Annotated in this window: 17 protein-coding genes; 7 read left to right on the top strand and 10 right to left on the bottom strand. The window is 70.7% G+C overall.

Translation table 11 applies throughout. The annotated features are described in order from the left end of the window. Positions 1-243: 243 nt before the first annotated feature. Positions 244-1665, top strand: a complete 1422-nt coding sequence (locus tag EV386_RS07400) for a DUF2130 domain-containing protein (RefSeq protein WP_130413714.1) — start codon at positions 244-246, stop codon at positions 1663-1665. A 167-nt stretch (positions 1666-1832) separates the two neighbouring features. Here EV386_RS07400 and EV386_RS07395 read toward each other — a convergent pair whose 3' ends face one another. The 6 genes from EV386_RS07395 to EV386_RS18675 all read right to left on the bottom strand — a co-directional run bounded on the left by EV386_RS07395 (position 1833) and on the right by EV386_RS18675 (position 5353). Beyond that, positions 1833-2099 carry a helix-turn-helix domain-containing protein gene (locus EV386_RS07395; RefSeq protein ID WP_165399872.1) on the bottom strand — a complete coding sequence of 89 codons (267 nt, stop codon included), beginning with the start codon at positions 2097-2099 and terminating at the stop codon, positions 1833-1835. Between the two features lie 204 nt (positions 2100-2303). Next, positions 2304-2663, bottom strand: coding sequence for a hypothetical protein (locus EV386_RS07390; RefSeq protein ID WP_130413710.1), 360 nt, complete (start codon positions 2661-2663; stop codon positions 2304-2306). Between the two features lie 22 nt (positions 2664-2685). Next, on the bottom strand, positions 2686-2985 hold the full coding sequence (locus EV386_RS07385) for a hypothetical protein (RefSeq protein WP_130413708.1): 300 nt from the start codon (positions 2983-2985) through the stop codon (positions 2686-2688). Between the two features lie 15 nt (positions 2986-3000). Then, positions 3001-3606 carry a hypothetical protein gene (locus EV386_RS07380; RefSeq protein WP_130413706.1) on the bottom strand — a complete coding sequence of 202 codons (606 nt, stop codon included), beginning with the start codon at positions 3604-3606 and terminating at the stop codon, positions 3001-3003. Between the two features lie 17 nt (positions 3607-3623). Continuing rightward, positions 3624-4148, bottom strand: a complete 525-nt coding sequence (locus EV386_RS07375; RefSeq protein WP_130413704.1) for a hypothetical protein — start codon at positions 4146-4148, stop codon at positions 3624-3626. A gap of 1010 nt (positions 4149-5158) precedes the next feature. Then, positions 5159-5353: a hypothetical protein gene (locus EV386_RS18675; RefSeq protein ID WP_242607873.1), complete on the bottom strand. Its 195-nt coding sequence runs from the start codon at positions 5351-5353 to the stop codon at positions 5159-5161. Between the two features lie 19 nt (positions 5354-5372). Between EV386_RS18675 and EV386_RS07370 the strand changes: the two genes are divergently transcribed. After that, positions 5373-6470, top strand: coding sequence for an NtaA/DmoA family FMN-dependent monooxygenase (locus EV386_RS07370; protein ID WP_341272810.1), 1098 nt, complete (start codon positions 5373-5375; stop codon positions 6468-6470). 53 nt (positions 6471-6523) lie between these two features. Here EV386_RS07370 and EV386_RS07365 read toward each other — a convergent pair whose 3' ends face one another. The 4 genes from EV386_RS07365 to ctaD form a co-directional block, all read right to left on the bottom strand. After that, on the bottom strand, positions 6524-8197 hold the full coding sequence (locus EV386_RS07365) for an FAD-dependent oxidoreductase (protein ID WP_207216488.1): 1674 nt from the start codon (positions 8195-8197) through the stop codon (positions 6524-6526). 79 nt (positions 8198-8276) lie between these two features. Further along, positions 8277-8933: an arsenate reductase/protein-tyrosine-phosphatase family protein gene (locus EV386_RS07360; RefSeq protein WP_130413702.1), complete on the bottom strand. Its 657-nt coding sequence runs from the start codon at positions 8931-8933 to the stop codon at positions 8277-8279. A 135-nt stretch (positions 8934-9068) separates the two neighbouring features. After that, entirely contained in the window at positions 9069-9788 is a 720-nt protein-coding gene (gene hemQ, locus EV386_RS07355) for a hydrogen peroxide-dependent heme synthase (RefSeq protein WP_130413700.1), read from the bottom strand. Next, the gene (gene ctaD / locus EV386_RS07350; protein WP_130413698.1) at positions 9785-11512 is read right to left on the bottom strand and encodes an aa3-type cytochrome oxidase subunit I; all 1728 of its coding nucleotides are present in this window, start codon (positions 11510-11512) and stop codon (positions 9785-9787) included. Before ctaD ends, hemQ begins: the two co-directional genes overlap by 4 nt. A gap of 95 nt (positions 11513-11607) precedes the next feature. Between ctaD and EV386_RS07345 the strand changes: the two genes are divergently transcribed. The 5 genes from EV386_RS07345 (at position 11608) to EV386_RS07325 (ending at position 15982) form a co-directional block, all read left to right on the top strand. After that, positions 11608-12939 carry an aminotransferase class I/II-fold pyridoxal phosphate-dependent enzyme gene (locus EV386_RS07345; RefSeq protein WP_130413696.1) on the top strand — a complete coding sequence of 444 codons (1332 nt, stop codon included), beginning with the start codon at positions 11608-11610 and terminating at the stop codon, positions 12937-12939. A 98-nt stretch (positions 12940-13037) separates the two neighbouring features. Continuing rightward, on the top strand, positions 13038-13427 hold the full coding sequence (locus EV386_RS07340) for a DUF1304 domain-containing protein (RefSeq protein WP_130413694.1): 390 nt from the start codon (positions 13038-13040) through the stop codon (positions 13425-13427). Continuing rightward, a complete protein-coding gene (locus EV386_RS07335) occupies positions 13424-14023 on the top strand; it encodes a DUF1349 domain-containing protein (protein ID WP_130413692.1) in 600 nt (199 codons plus the stop codon). Before EV386_RS07340 ends, EV386_RS07335 begins: the two co-directional genes overlap by 4 nt. 121 nt (positions 14024-14144) lie before the next feature. Then, positions 14145-15140, top strand: a complete 996-nt coding sequence (locus EV386_RS07330) for an ABC transporter ATP-binding protein (RefSeq protein WP_130413690.1) — start codon at positions 14145-14147, stop codon at positions 15138-15140. Further along, positions 15137-15982, top strand: coding sequence for an ABC transporter permease (locus EV386_RS07325; RefSeq protein WP_130413688.1), 846 nt, complete (start codon positions 15137-15139; stop codon positions 15980-15982). Before EV386_RS07330 ends, EV386_RS07325 begins: the two co-directional genes overlap by 4 nt. The last annotated feature ends 17 nt before the right edge of the window (positions 15983-15999 follow it).

The following is a 15999-nucleotide window of genomic DNA, read 5'->3' as shown; positions in this document are numbered from 1 at the left end:
GCGGCCTCTCCCTGTCTTGTTCCGCCAGGCGGTGTCGCGATGGGCGCCAGACCCGCCGGGTTGTCAGTGCCGTCAGGCACTCGTGCGGTCAGCGGGCGTGGCCACCGCCCTTCCCGGGCGTGGCGGGTCGGGGCGCGCGGGATTCGGCACCACCAGGACCGGCACGACGCGACAGGGCCGTCAGGGGCGGTGGTGCGACGTGGTTTCGTGGGAGCCCCACGTCCAGCCGGCGAAAGACTTGCGATGACGCATGAGATCACCTGCCCGCACTGCAAGAAGGCCTTCACCGTCGACGAGGCCGGTTACGCCAGCATCGTCGCGCAGGTCCGGAGCGCCGAGTTCCAGGCGGAAGTCCACGAGCGCCTCGCAGCGGCCGAGTCCGCGGCCGCGGCCGACAAGGACAACGCCCTCGCCGTCGCGACCGCGCAGGCCGCCGCCGCTTTGCAGCAGGCCGAGGCGGGCAGCGCGGCGCGCATCGCCGAGCTCAAGACGGCGCTCGACGCCGCAGCCGTGCGCGAGAAGCAGCGGCTCGAGACCGCCGAAGCGCAGGCTGCCGCGACCCTGCGCAGCCAGACGGCGGACAAGGACGCGCAGATCGCGCGGCTCAAGGCCGAGCTTGACGCAGCCGAGACGGGCAAGCGCCTCGCGGTTCAAGAGACGATCGCGCAGAAGGACGCCCGCATCGCCGAGCTGACCGCCGCCGTCAACGAGGCGGCCACGAAGCAGAGCCTCGCCGTCGTCGAGGCCGTCTCCGCTGCCGAGAGGGAACGCGACGCGCTGCAGGCGAAGCTGGACGCCGCCGCCGCCGAAGCGGCCCTTCATGCGACCGCTGCGCGCGACGCTCATGCCAAGGAGGTCGCGCTGCTCAACGAGACCATCCAGATGCACAAGGACTTCAAAGCTCGCCTCTCGACGAAGATGTTGGGCGAGACTCTTGAGCAGCACTGCGAGATGTCGTTCGAGGAGCTGCGCGCGACCGCGTTCCAGACCGCGACGTTCGGCAAGGACAACGACGCGTCGTCCGGGTCGAAGGGCGACTACATCTTCCGCGACTTCGCGGACGGCGTGGAGTTCGTCTCGATCATGTTCGAGATGAAGAACGAGGCCGACACGACGGCCACGAAGAAGCGCAACGCTGACTTCTACCGCGAGCTCGACAAGGATCGCCGCGAGAAGGGTTGCGAGCATGCCGTCCTCGTGTCGATGCTCGAGCCCGAGTCCGACCTGTTCAACCGCGGCATCGTCGACGTCTCGCACGAGTACGAGAAGATGTACGTGATCCGCCCGCAGTTCTTCATTCCGATGATCACCCTCCTGCGCAACGCGGCACAGGACTCCATCAAGGTGCGCACCGAACTGGAGCGCATCCAGCAGCAGAACGTCGACATCACGAACTTCGAGGAGTCGCTCAAGAGCTTTCAGGACCAGTTCAAGAAGCGGGTCGGCAACGCGCGCAGCCAGTACGAGTCAGCGATCAAGGCGATCGACAACGCCATCAAGGACCTCGAGAAGATCAAGGAGGCGATGCGCCTGTGGAGCCAGCACCTCGACCTCGCCGACCGCGGGCTCGACGAGGTCACGATTCGCAAGCTCACCCGCGGCAACCCGACGATGACGGCCCGCTTTGCGGCACTCGCCCTTGAGGCCGACGAACCGACCGGCTGACAGCTCGGCGGGCAGCAACCTCGCAACTGCCGGGCCGATCACGATCCGGCGGCCATAGGAGGCGACTCGTCGCCACCTGCGAGTGTCCCCAGCGGCGGCGGTGCGCGCCGGGATTTCGTCAGGAGGCGTCGTCATGCCGCATCTCTCCTCCGAGGATGCGGCCGCGATCAGTCAAAGCGGCCTCGTCCGACACGGTCGCTGACCTGCGTCCAGTGTCGCATCGTGGCAAGCGCGTTGACCATCTGACTGCGATCGGTTCCGTCGAGGTTGGCACCAAGGATGATGCTGCGTGCCTTGGCGATCGACAGGCCTCGCTCGTCGCGGTTCAGGTAGCGGTTCACGGTCGCGACGGAGAGGCCGAGCGCCTGACTGAACTGTCGCTGGCTCATGCCGGTGGCCGCGAGCTCGTTGGCAGCGAGGATGTCTCTGGCCATGCTGAGCATCTCACTCGCACCGTCTTCTGCCCGCATCGCTGGCGAAGTGTGCTCGGCCGTAGCCGTGTCCGCTGAAGCGTGGTCAGCTCTGGTCATGGTCACACCTCTCATCACCGGCGGCGTTCAAGGGACTCGTGGTGTGCTCATCGAGCGACGCGTGACTTCGTCGCCGAGGTCCTCGGTCCGCACCTCTTTCGGCGTCGGCTACAGCGGGAAGATGTCGACGCCGCCGAAGGAGGTCTCGTCCTTCCAGTTCTGCGCGCACAGGTCGCACAACGGCCAGGTCAGGGTGCTCCGGTCGACGACGTTCCCGTCCTCCAGGCGACCGACCTCCTGTCTGGCTACCCATCGGGCGGGGTCATGGCTGACCGCCACATGATGGCGCGGGCAGTCGCAGTGGTAGATCCACGCCTGCGTCTCGTCGTCCCACAGATCGTGCTCACGGGGCCCGAATGACGGGTGGTTCTCGCAGCACCAGCAAGCGATGGGCTTGTCGAGGTCGACGTCGGGTGCGGGCTCCGCACTGAGTGGCGGCAGGGTGTTGAGTATGAGCGGGGTGGTCATGTGAGGTGTTCCTCCTGGGTGTTCACAGGCGTCGGACGGTGCCGGCGGCGAATGGGCCATCGCAGGTCCAGCACCGGTACTCGTTCGTTGCCTGCCGGGAGACGATGTCCGCGACCGTCTTTCGCGCGGCGGTCAGGCAGTCGTCGCAGAGCAGAATGGTCTGGGTGCAGCAGGTCGACCGGATGACCCACCGCGCCGGCCGCCGGCACGCGTCCGGTGAGTGGGCATCGACCTCGAGGCCGACGAGCATGCACTCGCACGCGACATCGGCGGACATGTCAACGTCGAGCGATTGCGCGGTGGTGCAGGCCGTCGTGGGCATTGCCTCCATCCGGAGTCAGGCGGTGGCGGTGAGCAGGTGGCGGGAGTCGGCGACGATGAACGGGTCCGTGTCGCGAACGCAGCGGTTGAAGTGGTGGTTGCACCATTCGAGCGTCATGCCGTCTGCGGAGTGGGCGGTGGCGACGTAGGCGCGAAACCCGCAGACCGCACAGCGCGCGTGCAGGTCGACCTCCGGCAGGGTGACGGGCGGATAGTCGGGAACGTCGTCGTCGGCCTCCTGCGGCCCGGGCGGCACGGCGGCGCCGTCGTCGAACGCCACGACGGGCGCAGGCTGGGGGAGGTCCAAGGTGAGCACCGAGTAGCCTGCGTGGTGCAGCAGAGTGGCCGCCCGCGGTGCGTCGGCCGCGGCGATGATGACGCGATGCATGCACCGCCGGACGCCCGCTTCGGGGCAGACGACGTCGTCGCGGTCGCTCGGTGCGTCCCACCACGTGGGCACCTCGTTGAAGATGCGGACCGGGATGTCGTCGAGGTTTTGCCGCATGCGACTCAGCGCGGAGTGGAAGGAGTGCGTGGAGCGGCGGGCGTCGAGGTCCAGCTCGACGACGTCGGCGGACAGGTGACGCACGAGCACCCCGGGGGTGCGGACGGTGATGGCCATGGGTGTTGCCTTTCGGGTCAGGGGAGCGTGTCGGGGGTGATGGACAGGCCCGTCGGGGCGGTGCCCCGCTCGAGCCAGTACTGGATGGCGCGTGCGGCGTCAAGCACCGTGAGCAGGTAGGTGCTCGGGGCGGTGAGCACGTAGGAGCGCAGGCTCGTGAACCGCCCCTCCTGGCGGATGATGCTGTCGACGGCACAGGTGGCCGTGACCAGGGGTGAACTCGTCTCGGCTGGACGAACGACGGCGTCGTAGCCGTCGCCACCCGTGCGGACCTCGACCACGAGGCGGTCCTCGCAGGCGCTGCCGATGCACTGGGCGCTGCGCGGTCCGCGCCGCTCGCGGACGAACAGGTAGCCGTGGGCGCGGTCCTGACCGACCTGCGCGAGGACGGTGAGCAGGTGCGCCCACGACGCGAGCGGCCGCTCGGTCGAGTCGGTGAACGCGTACACGACGTCGAACGGCTCGGGTGCGGGCTCGGTGACCGTGACTGTCGCGGTGGACGTGGTGAGGTCTAGCAGAAGGTCAGGGGTCGTTGTTGTCATGGGTTCCTCCTTCGAATCACCTGGGGACCGGTGACCGGCCGCGTTCCGTATGCGCCGTCACACGGATGTGCGGTGGCGGCGGTGTCCTCCAGAGATGTCGGGTCGAGTGGAGTGGTGTCTTCCTGCCACCTGTGTGGGACGGGGTGCGCGGTCGCTCCACACCGGTTCCTCCTCAAGGGGACCGGCGTCCCCTTCGGTCCCTTTGTGGGATGGGGTGGCGCGCTGATCCCGCGTGCTGTCGGACCCGGGTGACGAGCCTCCTGCGACCGGGCCGGTCACCGCATTCGACCTGGCCGTCGCGGCGGCCTCGGTCCACCGGATGAGCCTCGACGTGCTGCGGCCCCGGCTTAACCGGGCTCTGGTGCCCGCGGGGCGGTTCCTCGTCAGGCGGCACGTCTTCGGCGAGCCCTTGGAGGAGCCCACCGCGTTCCGCGACCGAGTCGCACAGGTCGTCGCGCGAAGGAGTCAGCCGCCTCGCGTGGGAGACCCGGAGGACGTTGGCCCGACGTCGGCGCGGCTGACCGCCACTGGGGCTGTTCGCCGTCGAGGGCACTGGCGAGTACCGCTGGAGTGTCGAACTGGACGCGGAGCAATGCACCGGCTCTTCAGCACGCTCGGCGACCGAACCCGGGACGAGGTCGAAGAGGTCGCTGGCGCCGTGGCCGATATTGGGGGTCGCGTGGTTGAGCACTCCTTGTCCTGGCTGATCGTCCGCGCACCGGTCCCGGGCTAGTCTCCGGTGGCGCACACACATCACCCGCAGCGCTTGAGCGACTGACGCGTGAGCACGCGCCCCGTGTAGCACGACAGCCCGTCGTGGGAACCCGCGAGCCGCGCCCGCTGTAGCAGCCCACCCGGCGCGCTCACCGGCGAGGTTGAGAGCGCGTCATGGGCGGCGCCGCGAGGCTGCGAAAAGCTGCATGCCGACAATGTCGCCGAGCATGGCGTCGGTATCGCACATGGTGGTGGAGGTGGAACGGCACCCGCGGTCTGACGCCGCAGCACGCGCGTCACTCGACGGGGCGGACATCGGGTACTGGACCGATCTCGCGGAGCTCCTGGAGGACGGCGGGTTCGACGCGGTCCTCCTCGCGGACGTCGTCGGCCACTACGACGTGTTCCGCGGCGGGCCCGAGACGTCGCTGCGCGAGGGGCTGCAGAGCCCGAACCTCGACCCCGTGCTGCTCGGCCATGGCGGTGGTCACGCGGCGCCTCGGATTCGGCGTGACCTTCTCGACCACGTACGAGCCGCCGTTCGCATTCGCCCGGCGCATGTCGACACTCGACCACCTCACCCGCGGTCGCGTCGGCTGGAACATCGTCACGTCCTACCTACCCAACGCGGCCCGCAACTTCGGGCTCGACGACCAGATCCCGCATGACCGCCGCTACCAGCTCGCTGACGAGTACCTGCACGTGCTCTACAAGCTGTGGGAGGGATCCTGGGACGACGACGCGGTGGTGCTCGACCGGGCGAGCGGCGCCGCCACGGAGCCTTCCAAGGTGCGGTACGTCAACCATGTGGGCCCGGCCCACCGCGTCGCCGGCCCGCACCTGGTGCACCCCTCACCGCAGCGGACCCCGGTGCTCTTCCAAGCCACCGGCTCGCCTGCGGGTTCAGCGTTCGCGGGTCGGCACGCCGAGGTGCTGTTCACCGGGGGCCGGACGACTGAGCAGTTCCAGGCGGTCAAGCGCTCGGTCCTGGACGCCGCCGTCGCCCAAGGCCGCGGGCAGGACGCGGTCCGATTCGTTGTGCAGGCAGGAGTGATCGTGGGCCGCACGCAGGAGGAGGCCGAGGACAAGTGGCGCACCTACCAGCAGCACGCGAGCCTCGACGGGATCCTTGCCCACCAAGGCCTGCCGGTCGATCTCACGGCATTCCCGCGTGACCTCACCGTCGCGCAGGCGCTCGCGCGCAGCGGCACGAGCCCGGACGCGGTCCGCCTGCCGCTCGACCGCACGGTGGGCGAGGTGCTCGAGCAGATTCGCACCGGCCGTCAGGAGCGGTTCTTTGTGGTCGGCACCCCTCGGGTCGTGGCGGACGAGATCGAGCGCTGGCTTGACGTCGACGGGATCGACGGCATCAACCTGCGCCAGTATCACTCGTTCGGCACTGCCCGGGATTTCGCCGAGCTGGTGGTGCCCGAACTGCGCCGACGCGGGCGCCTCCCGGAGGCCGGGGCCGAGCCCGGCACGCTGCGCGAACGGGTCTTCGGCCATCCGCGTCTGCCTGCCGAGCACGTCGGGGCTCGCTACCGTGGTGGCGCCCACCTCGAGGCGCCGTACGAGCCGGTCCCCGAGGCCGTGCCCGCGGGCGTGTAGCCCGGGGCGGCCCGATGCGGCGTCGACGAGCGTCGCGTCGAGGCCGGGTCGCCTCAGGCGTTGGTGTATGCCTGCCAGTTCTGGTTGCCGCCGGACAGGTTGTAGACGCGCTCAAAGCCGAGGTTGCGCAGCACGTTCTGTCCGGCGTTGCCGGTGACGCCCTTGTTGCAGTAGGTGACCGTGACCAGGGCCGGGTCGAGTTCGCCGGAGCGTTCGCGCAGTTGGTCGAGCGGGATGTGGACGGAGTCGGCGACGCGGGACTTGGCGCGGTCCTTGGCCGAGCGCACGTCGACGACCTGGATCCTCTCGCCGGCGGCGCGGCGGGCCGCCAGGTCGGCGGGCGTCATGAGGGGGGCGTGGCCGTGGATCGCGCCGTCCAGGGCCATGCCGGTGTAGTGGACCGGGTCCTTGGTGGTGGCGTAGGTGGGGGAGTAGGCCAGGTCGAGGTGGAACAGGTCGGCGACGTCGGCGCCGAAGGTGATCGCGGTGGCCAGGACGTCGATGCGCTTGTCGACGCCGGAGGGGCCGATGGCCTGCGCGCCGAGCAGTCGGCCGGTGGCTCGGTCGGCGACGGCCTTGATGACCATGGACTTCCCACCGAGGTACTCGGGGCGGTCGGGCTTGATGTTGTGCAGCACCTCGACGTCGTACCCGGCCGCCTCGGCCTGGGTCTGGGTGAGCCCGGTCTGGGCGACGGCGAGGTCGAAGACCCGCACGATCGAGGTGCCGAGGATGCCACGGTGCTCCAGGCGCCCGCCGGTGATCGCGTCGCCGGCGACGCGGCCCGTCTTGTTCGCGGTCGAGCCCAGCGGCACCCAGGTCGGCCGCCCGGTGATGAGGTGGAACGACTCGGCGACGTCGCCCACCGCCCACACGTGATCGACAGACGTCCGCCCGACGCGGTCGACGGCGACCGCTCCGGTCTGCCCGACGCGCGCGCCCGCCTGGAGGGCCAGGTCGACGTTCGGGCGCACACCGACCGCGGCGATGACGAGTCCGGCCTCGACCGAGGCCTCGCCGTCCGGGCCCGCGACGGTGACGCCGGTGACGGCGCGGGGCGCGCCGTTGATGGCGGTCACTCGGGTGGCCAGGCGCAGGTCGACGTCGTGCTTGCGCAGCTCGGCGTCGACGCGGGCGGACATGTCGGCGTCCATGCGGGCCATGGCGTGGTCGAGCGCCTCGACCACCGTGACGGCCAGGCCGCGGTGGGCGAGCTGTTCGGCCATCTCCAGGCCGATGTACCCCGCCCCGACGACGACGGCCCTGGTGACCTTGCGCTCCTCGATCCAACCGCGGATCGCCGCGGCGTCGGACGGTGTGCGCACCGTGAACACCCCGGGCAGGCCCACGCCCGGGATCGGCGGGACGACCGGGGCGACGCCGGTGGCGAGCACCAGTTCGTCGTAGGTGTCCTGGAACGTCTCGCCGCCGGCCAGGTCCTTGACGGTCACGCGACGGGCGCGGGCGTCGACCGAGACGACCTCGTGGCCGGTGCGGATGTCGACGTCGTAGCGCGCCTTGAACCAGGCCGGACTACGGGGCGTCAGCGCTCTGATCTGCTCGACGTCGCCGCCCACGTAGTACGGCAGCCCGCAGCCGGAGTAGGAGATCTCGTCGCCGCGCTCGTAGACGGTGATCTGCGCGGTCTCGGTGTTCCGGCGCGCCTTGGCGGCCACAGACGTGCCGGCCGCGACGGAGCCGACAACGACGATCTTCAACGGGTTCATAGGTCCAGTTCCGCTCGTGGTTCGGGCAGTGGGGCAAGAGGTCGGCGGGCAGCCTGAGCAGGCATCGCCGTCGCTTCGATCAGGTGGCGGTGACGCGCGTGGCGAGCGCGCTCACGCGTGCCGCCAGGTCGTCATAGGCGGTGTCGAACGCGGCCGGCGTCCCGGTGGCGACCGGGTCGGGGACAGACCAGTGGACGTGGCCGTTGGCGCCCAACTCCTCATGCGCGGAGTCGCAGACGGTGACGATCACGTCGTCCGCCTCGACGACGTCGGGTAACGCGCGCGGGGTGTGGGCGCGCAGGGCCAAACCATGGCGCTCGGCGGCGGCGACGGCGCCGGGATCCACCCGCTGCGCAGGGTGCGTGCCCGCCGAGGCGCCGGGCACGGCAGAGGCCTGCGCCCACAGGGCTTCGGCGAGCTGGGAGCGGGCCGAGTTGCCGGTGCAGACGAACACGACGCGGCGGGCGGCGAACGACGGAGTCGGGAGCAGCCCGTCGAGGGCTCCGGGGGCCAAGTGGAGATAGGCGCGACGCCGGTCGGCCTCGGAGCGGGTGCGCGTCACGAAGCCCGCGCGCTCCAACACCGCGATGTGGTGGGCGAGGAGGTTCGAGGCGACGCCGAGCTCGCGCCGCAGCTCGACGGGGGCGACGTCGCCCAGCGTGAGCAGGTCGACGATCCGCAGCCGGATCGGGTCGGCCAGCGCCGCGTAGCGGGCCACACGCCCCCCGAGGCTCATCGCGCCTCCTCCGTCAGTTCAGTCATCTCACATTGACTCAATGGTGACTGAGATAACGTGTGCGCGTCAAGGGCCGCGGGAGCGTCGCACCCCTGCGGCGTCGCGCGCTGGCAGAACCGCTCGCCGCGCGACCGCTCAGGGGAGGGTGGCGATCAAGGCGGGGACGGTCACCCGCTCGCCGGCATAGAAGGGCGTCTCGAGCCGGACATGACGCCGCGCGCGTGTGGCGCGGAAGGCCCGCATGAGGTCGATGATCCGGTGCGGCTCGGCCGCTTCGAGGGCCAGGATCCACTCGTAGTCGCTGAGCCCGAAGGACGCGACGGTGCTCGACAGGACGTCGGGGAAGGGACGGGCGGCCGCGCCGTGTTCGGCCAGGAGGCGGGCCCTGACGCCGCTGTCGAGCAAGTACCACTCCAGGGATCTGACGAAGGGGTACACCGTCAGGTAACGGCCGGGCGCCTGTCCGCGGAGGTAGGCAGGTTGGTGGTCCGCGTTGAACTCCGCCGGGCGGTGTGCGCCCACGACGGACCACTGCGGTCTGGCCGCGGCGCCCCAGCGGGTTCGGCGCAACTGGTCGTAGGCGTCCTGGAGCACTGGCAGCGTGGGGGCGTGCCACCAGACGAGCCAGTCGGCGTCGGCGCGGATGCCCGATAGGCGGTAGACCCCGCGCACGACGACGTCGTGGGCGGCGACGTCGTCCAGGAACGCCGTCGCCTCGCTCGCGATCGGTTCGCGCCTGCCGGGAAGAACGCCCGGCTGGTGTTGGAAGGCCGACCACATCGTGTACAGCGGCGGATCCAGGAGCTCGCTGTCGGCTGCCCTCGGCTCTCTCGCCGGCACGGGTGCGGTGGTCATGGCCTTCTCCTTCGGTGGTCGGACGGCGCCAGCGCGGTGCGGTCTGGGGCCTGCTCCATCGCGGCGACCTCGGGGTGGTGCAGGTCGAACGCGGGGGACTCGCTGCGGATGCGCGGCAACGAGGCGAAGTTGTGCCGCGGCGGCGGGCACGACGTCGCCCACTCAAGCGAACGCCCATAGCCCCACGGGTCGTCGACCGTCACCCGTGGCGCGTGGCGCCACGTGGTGTACACGTTCCAGAAGAACGGCAGCATCGAGATCGCGGTGAGGAACGCGCCGACCGTCGAGACCTGGTTCATCCACGTGAACCCGTCGGTGGGCATGTAGTCCGCGTAGCGGCGCGGCATGCCGCGGACGCCCAGCCAGTGCTGCACCAGGAAGGTGGCCTGGAAGCCGGTGAACATGATCCAGAAGTGGACCTTGCCGAGCCGCTCGTTGAGCATGCGGCCCGTGAACTTCGGCCACCAGAAGTAGAAGCCGGCGAACATCCCGAACACGGTCGCGCCGAAGACGACGTAGTGGAAGTGCGCCACGACGAAGTAGGTGTCGGTGACCTGGAAGTCCATGGCAGGACTCGACAGGATGACGCCCGTCAGACCGCCGAACAGGAACGTCACGAGGAACCCGATGGACCAGAGCATCGGCGTCTCGAACGTGAGTTTCCCGCGCCACATCGTGCCGATCCAGTTGAAGAACTTCACGCCCGTCGGCACGGAGATGAGCATCGTCATGAACGCGAAGAACGGCAGTGTGATCGCGCCGGTCACGTACATGTGGTGGGCCCAGACGGTCACCGACAGGGCGGCGATCGAGATCGTCGCGTAGATCAGGCCCTTGTAGCCGAAGATCGGCTTGCGGGAGAAGACCGGCAGGATCTCCGAGACGATGCCGAAGAACGGCAGCGCCAAGATGTACACCTCGGGGTGGCCGAAGAACCAGAACAGGTGCTGCCACAGGATGGCGCCGCCGTTGTCCGGGTTGAACACCTGTGCGCCGAGGCGGCGGTCGGCGCCGAGCGCGAACAGCGCCGAAGCCAGCGGCGGGAAGGCCATCAGCACCAGGATGCTCGTGATGAGCGTGTTCCAGGTGAAGATCGGCATGCGGAACATCGTCATGCCGGGCGCGCGCATCGTGATGATCGTGGTGATGAAGTTGACCGCGCCGAGGATGGTGCCAAAACCGGTGAGCGCGAGGCCGAAGACCCACAGGTCTCCGCCCAGGCCAGGGCTGAACGTCGTGTTCGACAGCGGCGCGTACGCGAACCACCCAAAGGACGCGGCGCCCTGCGGGGTGAGCACGCCACCACACGTGAGGAGACCGCCGAAGAGGAAGAGCCAGAACGCGAACATGTTGAGCCGCGGGAAGGCGACATCGGGGGCGCCGATCTGCAGCGGGGTGAGGATATTGGCGAATCCCGCGAAAACTGGGGTGCCGAAGAGGAACAGCATGATGGTGCCGTGCATCGTGAAGAGCTGGTTGTACTGCTCCTTGCTCTGCACGACCTGGAGGCCCGGCTCGAACAGCTCCGCGCGGATGGCGAGCGCCATGATGCCGCCGACGCAGAAGAAGACGAGTGAGGCGGCCAGGTACATGTACCCGATCGTCTTGTGGTCGGTCGACGTGATCCACCGCACCACGGCCCGTCCCGGACGCCGCCGGGCGCGCAAGGTGGGTGTGGCGTCCGTCGGACTGAGCCGGGTTACGGCCGTGTGGTCGAGCTGCATGACTGTCCCTCTCCGCGCGGGCCGGAGCCACGCGATACCCTTGTCCTAGGACAGATTGTTGTCCTAGGACAAACGGAGAGTACACCGGGGAGCCCATGGGGGACGACATCCGCATCCGCGGGGACAGCGCCGCGACGATCGTCGCGAGCGTCCGCGACCTGGTCGCCGCGACAGTGCTGCGCCCAGGCGACGAACTCCCGACGATCCGCGCGCTGGCCGCGGAGTTGGGCGTCAACCGCAACACGGTGGCCGCGGCCTACCAGCAACTCGTGGCCAGCGGCGCCGCGCAGACCGCGGGGCGCCGGGGAACCTTCATCGCCTCGGCGCCCGACATCGTCCGCGAGGGCTTCTCCCAGCCCGACCGGTCGCGGGATCTCGGCAGCGGCAACCCCGATCCGCGACTTCTGCCCGACGTGCTGGCCGCGCTGCGCGACCTTGACTACGAGCCCTCCCTGTACGGCTCCGCGCCGGTGGAGCCCGCGCTCGGCCGGTGGGTGCGCGAGCACGCGGCCGACGAGATCGGGGCCCCGTTCCAGGTCACCGTCACCCACGGGGCGATGGACGCCGTCGAGCGCCTGCTCGCCGCGCATCTGGCCCGCGGCGACGCGATCGCGCTCGAAGACCCGTGCTTCATCGCGAGCATCGGCGCCGTCCAGCTCTCCGGATACCGCAGCGCGCCGGTCCCCGTGGATGACGAGGGCATGACGCCGCAGGGGCTCGAGTCGGCGCTGCGCGACGGCGCGCGAGCGGTGCTGCTGACCCCGCGGGCCCACAACCCCACGGGCGCGGCGCTCTCCGCCGCGCGCGCCCAAGCGCTTCAGGAGGTGCTCGAGCGGCACCCCCACGTGCTCGTGATCGAGGACGACTACTACTCGGCGCTGTCGGTGGCGCCGTATCACCGCGCGACCCCGCCGGAGGCCGCGAACTGGGCCCTGGTGCGCTCCGTGTCCAAGTTTCTCGGCCCCGACCTGCGCGTGGCGCTCGTCCTGTCCGACGCCGACACCGCCCAGCGCCTGGGCGCCCGCTTCGCCGCCAGCAACGCGTGGGTGAGCCACCTGCTGCAGCGCGCGGTGCTGCGGCTTCTTGAGGTGGGCGCCGGGGCTGACGGCGCACCGGTCGGCTTCCTGGCGACGGCGCGGGACACGTACGCGCAACGGCGCAGGCAATTCGTCGCAGACCTCGCCGCCGTGGGCGTCGAGGTGCCAGGACCCACCGACTCGATGAACGTCTGGGTCCCCGTGCCCGCTGACGCCGAGACCATCGCCGCCGGCCTTCAGGCCCTCGGATGGATCGTGCGGCCTGGCAGCGTGTTCAGCTCCAGCGGCGCCAAACACCTCGGGCTGCGGTGCACCGTGGCGGCGTTGGACGGCGAACGCTCAGCGGCGTTCGCCAAGGACCTCGCCACGGTTCTGCGCGAGGTGCGCTGACGGCGTGCGCTCTCGGATTGCGCGCCGATCCGTCCCGCCTAGTTTGGGGTGGTCGGCTCGCCCAGGTGGCGCGCGCTCCCAGGAGAGGACCCCCGGTCATGATCGTCGCAGGGCTTGTGCTGGCCGCCGTCGCCGCGTTGACTCACGTGTTCATCTTCTATCTGGAGTCGATCGCGTGGACCGGTGAGCGCGCCCGCAGGACGTTCGGCACCGGCACGGTCGAACAGGCGCAGGCGCAGCGGGACCTCGCGTTCAACCAGGGCTTCTACAACCTGTTCCTCGCCGTCGTCGTGGCGCTCGGCATCGTGCTCTACGCCGTGGGCGCCCAGACGGCCGGGGTGACGATGGTGTTCACCGGGGCCGGGTCGATGGTCGCCGCCAGCCTCGTCCTGCTGCTGTCGAGCCCCGACAAGGCGGCGGCCGCGCTGAAGCAGGGCGTGATCCCCGCGCTCGGCGTCATCGCCCTGGCGCTCGGCCTGACCCTGTGACCGCGCAGGTCTCCGGGCGGCGCGTCGACTGGTCCGAGGGCCGGTGGACCCATGAGCCGGCTGCGACGCACATCTCTCCTGAGGGAGTCCTGCGCGCGACTGCGGTGGAGGGCAGCGACGCGTGGCGGCACACCTCGTACGGGTTCGTGCACGACAGCGAGCACGCGCTCGTCGCGCCGTTCGCCCCCGACTCCGGCGTCGAGGTCGAGTTCGGCACGCCGTTCTCCCAGCAGTTCGACCAGGCCGGGGTGTTCGTGCGCGCGTCGCACGAGCACTGGGTCAAGGCGGGCGTCGAGTTCGCCGACGGCGTCCCCCAGATCGGCGCCGTCGTGACCGACGGTCGGTCGGACTGGTCGGCGTCGCCGGCCCCCGAAAGGGGCGACGCCCGCGTGACGTTCCGCGTCAGCTGGTCGGGTGACGCCCTGACGATCCGCGCCCGCCAGGGGGAGCGGAGATGGCAGCTCGTGCGCGTCGTTCCCTTCGACGCCCGCGATGGCGTCAGCGCGGGGCCGTTCCTGTGCGCTCCCACGCGCGCCGGCCTGCAGGTCCCGTTCTACGCCTGGCGGACAGGCGCGCCCGACGACTCACTGCACTGAGCGACGCGGCGCCGTGCGGCCCCGGTCCGTGACGTCTGTCATGCCCGACCCGGGAGTCTCGCACCCGAATCGGTGAGCGGCCGCACTACCGGCGGCCGCCATCGGCGCTGAGGCTTGTGACATGACTTCACAGGCAGTGATCACCGTCAGCGGGGCCCGCCGACGCTATGGGGCGTTCGAGGCGGTGCGTGGGGTGGACCTCGCCGTGCGGCGCGGCGAGCTCGTCGCGCTCCTGGGCACCAACGGCGCCGGCAAGACGTCGCTGGTCGAGCTCGTCGAGGGCCTGGCCCCACCCAGCGCGGGCGAGATTCGCGTGCTGGGCCTGGATCCGCGACGTCGTCGGCGCGACGTCGTCGGGCGCATGGGCATCATGCTCCAGGAGGCGGGATTCTCCGCCGACCTCACGGTCGCCGAGACCGCCCGCATGTGGGCGGGCACGCTCTCGGCGCCGCGTCCCGTCGCCGAGGCGCTCGACGTCGTCGGCCTGGCCCACCGCGCCGACCTGCGGGTCGCCTCCCTCTCGGGCGGGGAGCGCCGTCGCCTCGACCTGGCGTTGGCGGTCATGGGACGCCCGCAGGTGCTGTTCCTCGACGAGCCCACCACCGGGCTGGACCCGGAGTCGCGCCGCGCGACCTGGGGGCTTGTGCGCGGCCTGCTTGAGGAGGGCGTCACGGTGCTGCTGACCACGCACTACCTTGAGGAGGCTGAGGCGCTCGCCGACCGAATCGCGATCATGCACGCCGGGCGGATCGTCACCGAGGGCGCCGTCGCCGACATCGTGGCGGCCGAGCCGTCACGCATCTCCTTCGTGCCGCACGACGCCGCAGGCGCCGTCGTGCCCCTGCGCCCGGTGGACGTACCGACGCTCCACGGCGCCGTCGCCATCGACCGCGGCCGGGTGAGCGTCCGCACCGAGCGTCTGCAGGACGACCTGGGGACGCTGCTCGGCTGGGCGAGCGCCCATGCGCTGCGTCTGGGCGATCTCGACGCGCGATCGGCCTCCCTCGAACAGGCCTTCCTCGCCATCGCCGCGATGTCGGGCGACGGCGTCGAGGGCGCTGATCGCGCCCAGCACACCCACCCCGACAAAACCCTCGGAAGCGAGACCGCCGCATGAGCGCCTCAACCGCACCGCCCACGGCCCGCCCAGCGGGCCCCGCACGTCGCCCGGCGCGAGCCCGGGTCACGTCCCTGGCGCGCGCCGAGCTGCTCCTGCTGCTGCGCAACCGCACGGCGCTGTTCAACGCCCTGCTGCTGCCGGTGATGACCGTGGTCATCTTCGGCTCGATCGCACTGGCGAACGATCCCGACGCCGGCGCCCGCGCGGCGCTCGGCGCTCGGCTGCTTCCGATGCTGCTCGCGTACGCGCTGATGTTCGTCGTCTACTACAACCTGACGACGACGCTGGTCGCGCGCCGTGAGGACCTGGTGCTCAAGAGGCTGCTGACCGGCGAGTCCTCGCCCGGCGAGGTGCTCGCGGCGACCGCGGCGCCAGCCGTCGCGATCGTGCTCGCCCAGGGCGCGCTCGGCGCGATCGCCGTCGTCGCCATGTTCGGGACGCCGCCGCTCACCAACCCGCTGCTGGCGCTCGTCGCGCTCGCGGGAGGCATGGCGCTGTTCGCGCTGCTGGCCGCGGCGAGCGCGGGCCTCACGAAGTCCGTCGAGTCGGCGCAGCTGACCACCCTGCCGATCCTCGTGGGCGCGCTCGCCCTGTCGGGCACCGTGGCGCCCCTGAGCGCCTCACCTGAGGCCATGGAGCGCATCGGGAGGTTGACGCCGCTGCAGCCGGTGTTCGAGCTCATGCGCCTGGGCGTCGCGGGCACGGGCGACGACGGCGCGGCGCTGACCTTCGCCGAGACGTTCCAGGCCGCGGGGTTCCCCGCCGCCGTGCTGGCCGTATGGCTCGTCGCCGCGGCCTTCGCCGCGCGCCGGTGGATGCGCTGGCAGCCGCGGCGGTGAGGGCGCGCGCGGCGACG

This window comes from Xylanimonas ulmi, from assembly GCF_004216535.1.
Classification (GTDB): Bacteria; Actinomycetota; Actinomycetes; order Actinomycetales; family Cellulomonadaceae; genus Xylanimonas; species Xylanimonas ulmi.
Note: the sequence above shows the minus strand (reverse complement) of the source record. Positions and strands in the feature narration are given on the sequence as shown.

Bases quoted from the DNA above. Each gene is read 5' to 3' on its own strand.
- EV386_RS07400 (WP_130413714.1), top strand. From the start codon at position 244: ATGACGCATGAGATCACCTGCCCGCACTGCAAGAAGGCCTTCACCGTC.
- EV386_RS07395 (WP_165399872.1), bottom strand. From the start codon at position 2,099: ATGGCCAGAGACATCCTCGCTGCCAACGAGCTCGCGGCCACCGGCATG.
- EV386_RS07390 (WP_130413710.1), bottom strand. From the start codon at position 2,663: ATGACCACCCCGCTCATACTCAACACCCTGCCGCCACTCAGTGCGGAG.
- EV386_RS07385 (WP_130413708.1), bottom strand. From the start codon at position 2,985: ATGCCCACGACGGCCTGCACCACCGCGCAATCGCTCGACGTTGACATG.
- EV386_RS07380 (WP_130413706.1), bottom strand. From the start codon at position 3,606: ATGGCCATCACCGTCCGCACCCCCGGGGTGCTCGTGCGTCACCTGTCC.
- EV386_RS07375 (WP_130413704.1), bottom strand. From the start codon at position 4,148: ATGACAACAACGACCCCTGACCTTCTGCTAGACCTCACCACGTCCACC.
- EV386_RS07365 (WP_207216488.1), bottom strand. From the start codon at position 8,197: ATGAACCCGTTGAAGATCGTCGTTGTCGGCTCCGTCGCGGCCGGCACG.
- EV386_RS07360 (WP_130413702.1), bottom strand. From the start codon at position 8,933: ATGAGCCTCGGGGGGCGTGTGGCCCGCTACGCGGCGCTGGCCGACCCG.
- hemQ (WP_130413700.1), bottom strand. From the start codon at position 9,788: ATGACCACCGCACCCGTGCCGGCGAGAGAGCCGAGGGCAGCCGACAGC.
- ctaD (WP_130413698.1), bottom strand. From the start codon at position 11,512: ATGCAGCTCGACCACACGGCCGTAACCCGGCTCAGTCCGACGGACGCC.
- EV386_RS07345 (WP_130413696.1), top strand. From the start codon at position 11,608: ATGGGGGACGACATCCGCATCCGCGGGGACAGCGCCGCGACGATCGTC.
- EV386_RS07340 (WP_130413694.1), top strand. From the start codon at position 13,038: ATGATCGTCGCAGGGCTTGTGCTGGCCGCCGTCGCCGCGTTGACTCAC.
- EV386_RS07330 (WP_130413690.1), top strand. From the start codon at position 14,145: ATGACTTCACAGGCAGTGATCACCGTCAGCGGGGCCCGCCGACGCTAT.
- EV386_RS07325 (WP_130413688.1), top strand. From the start codon at position 15,137: ATGAGCGCCTCAACCGCACCGCCCACGGCCCGCCCAGCGGGCCCCGCA.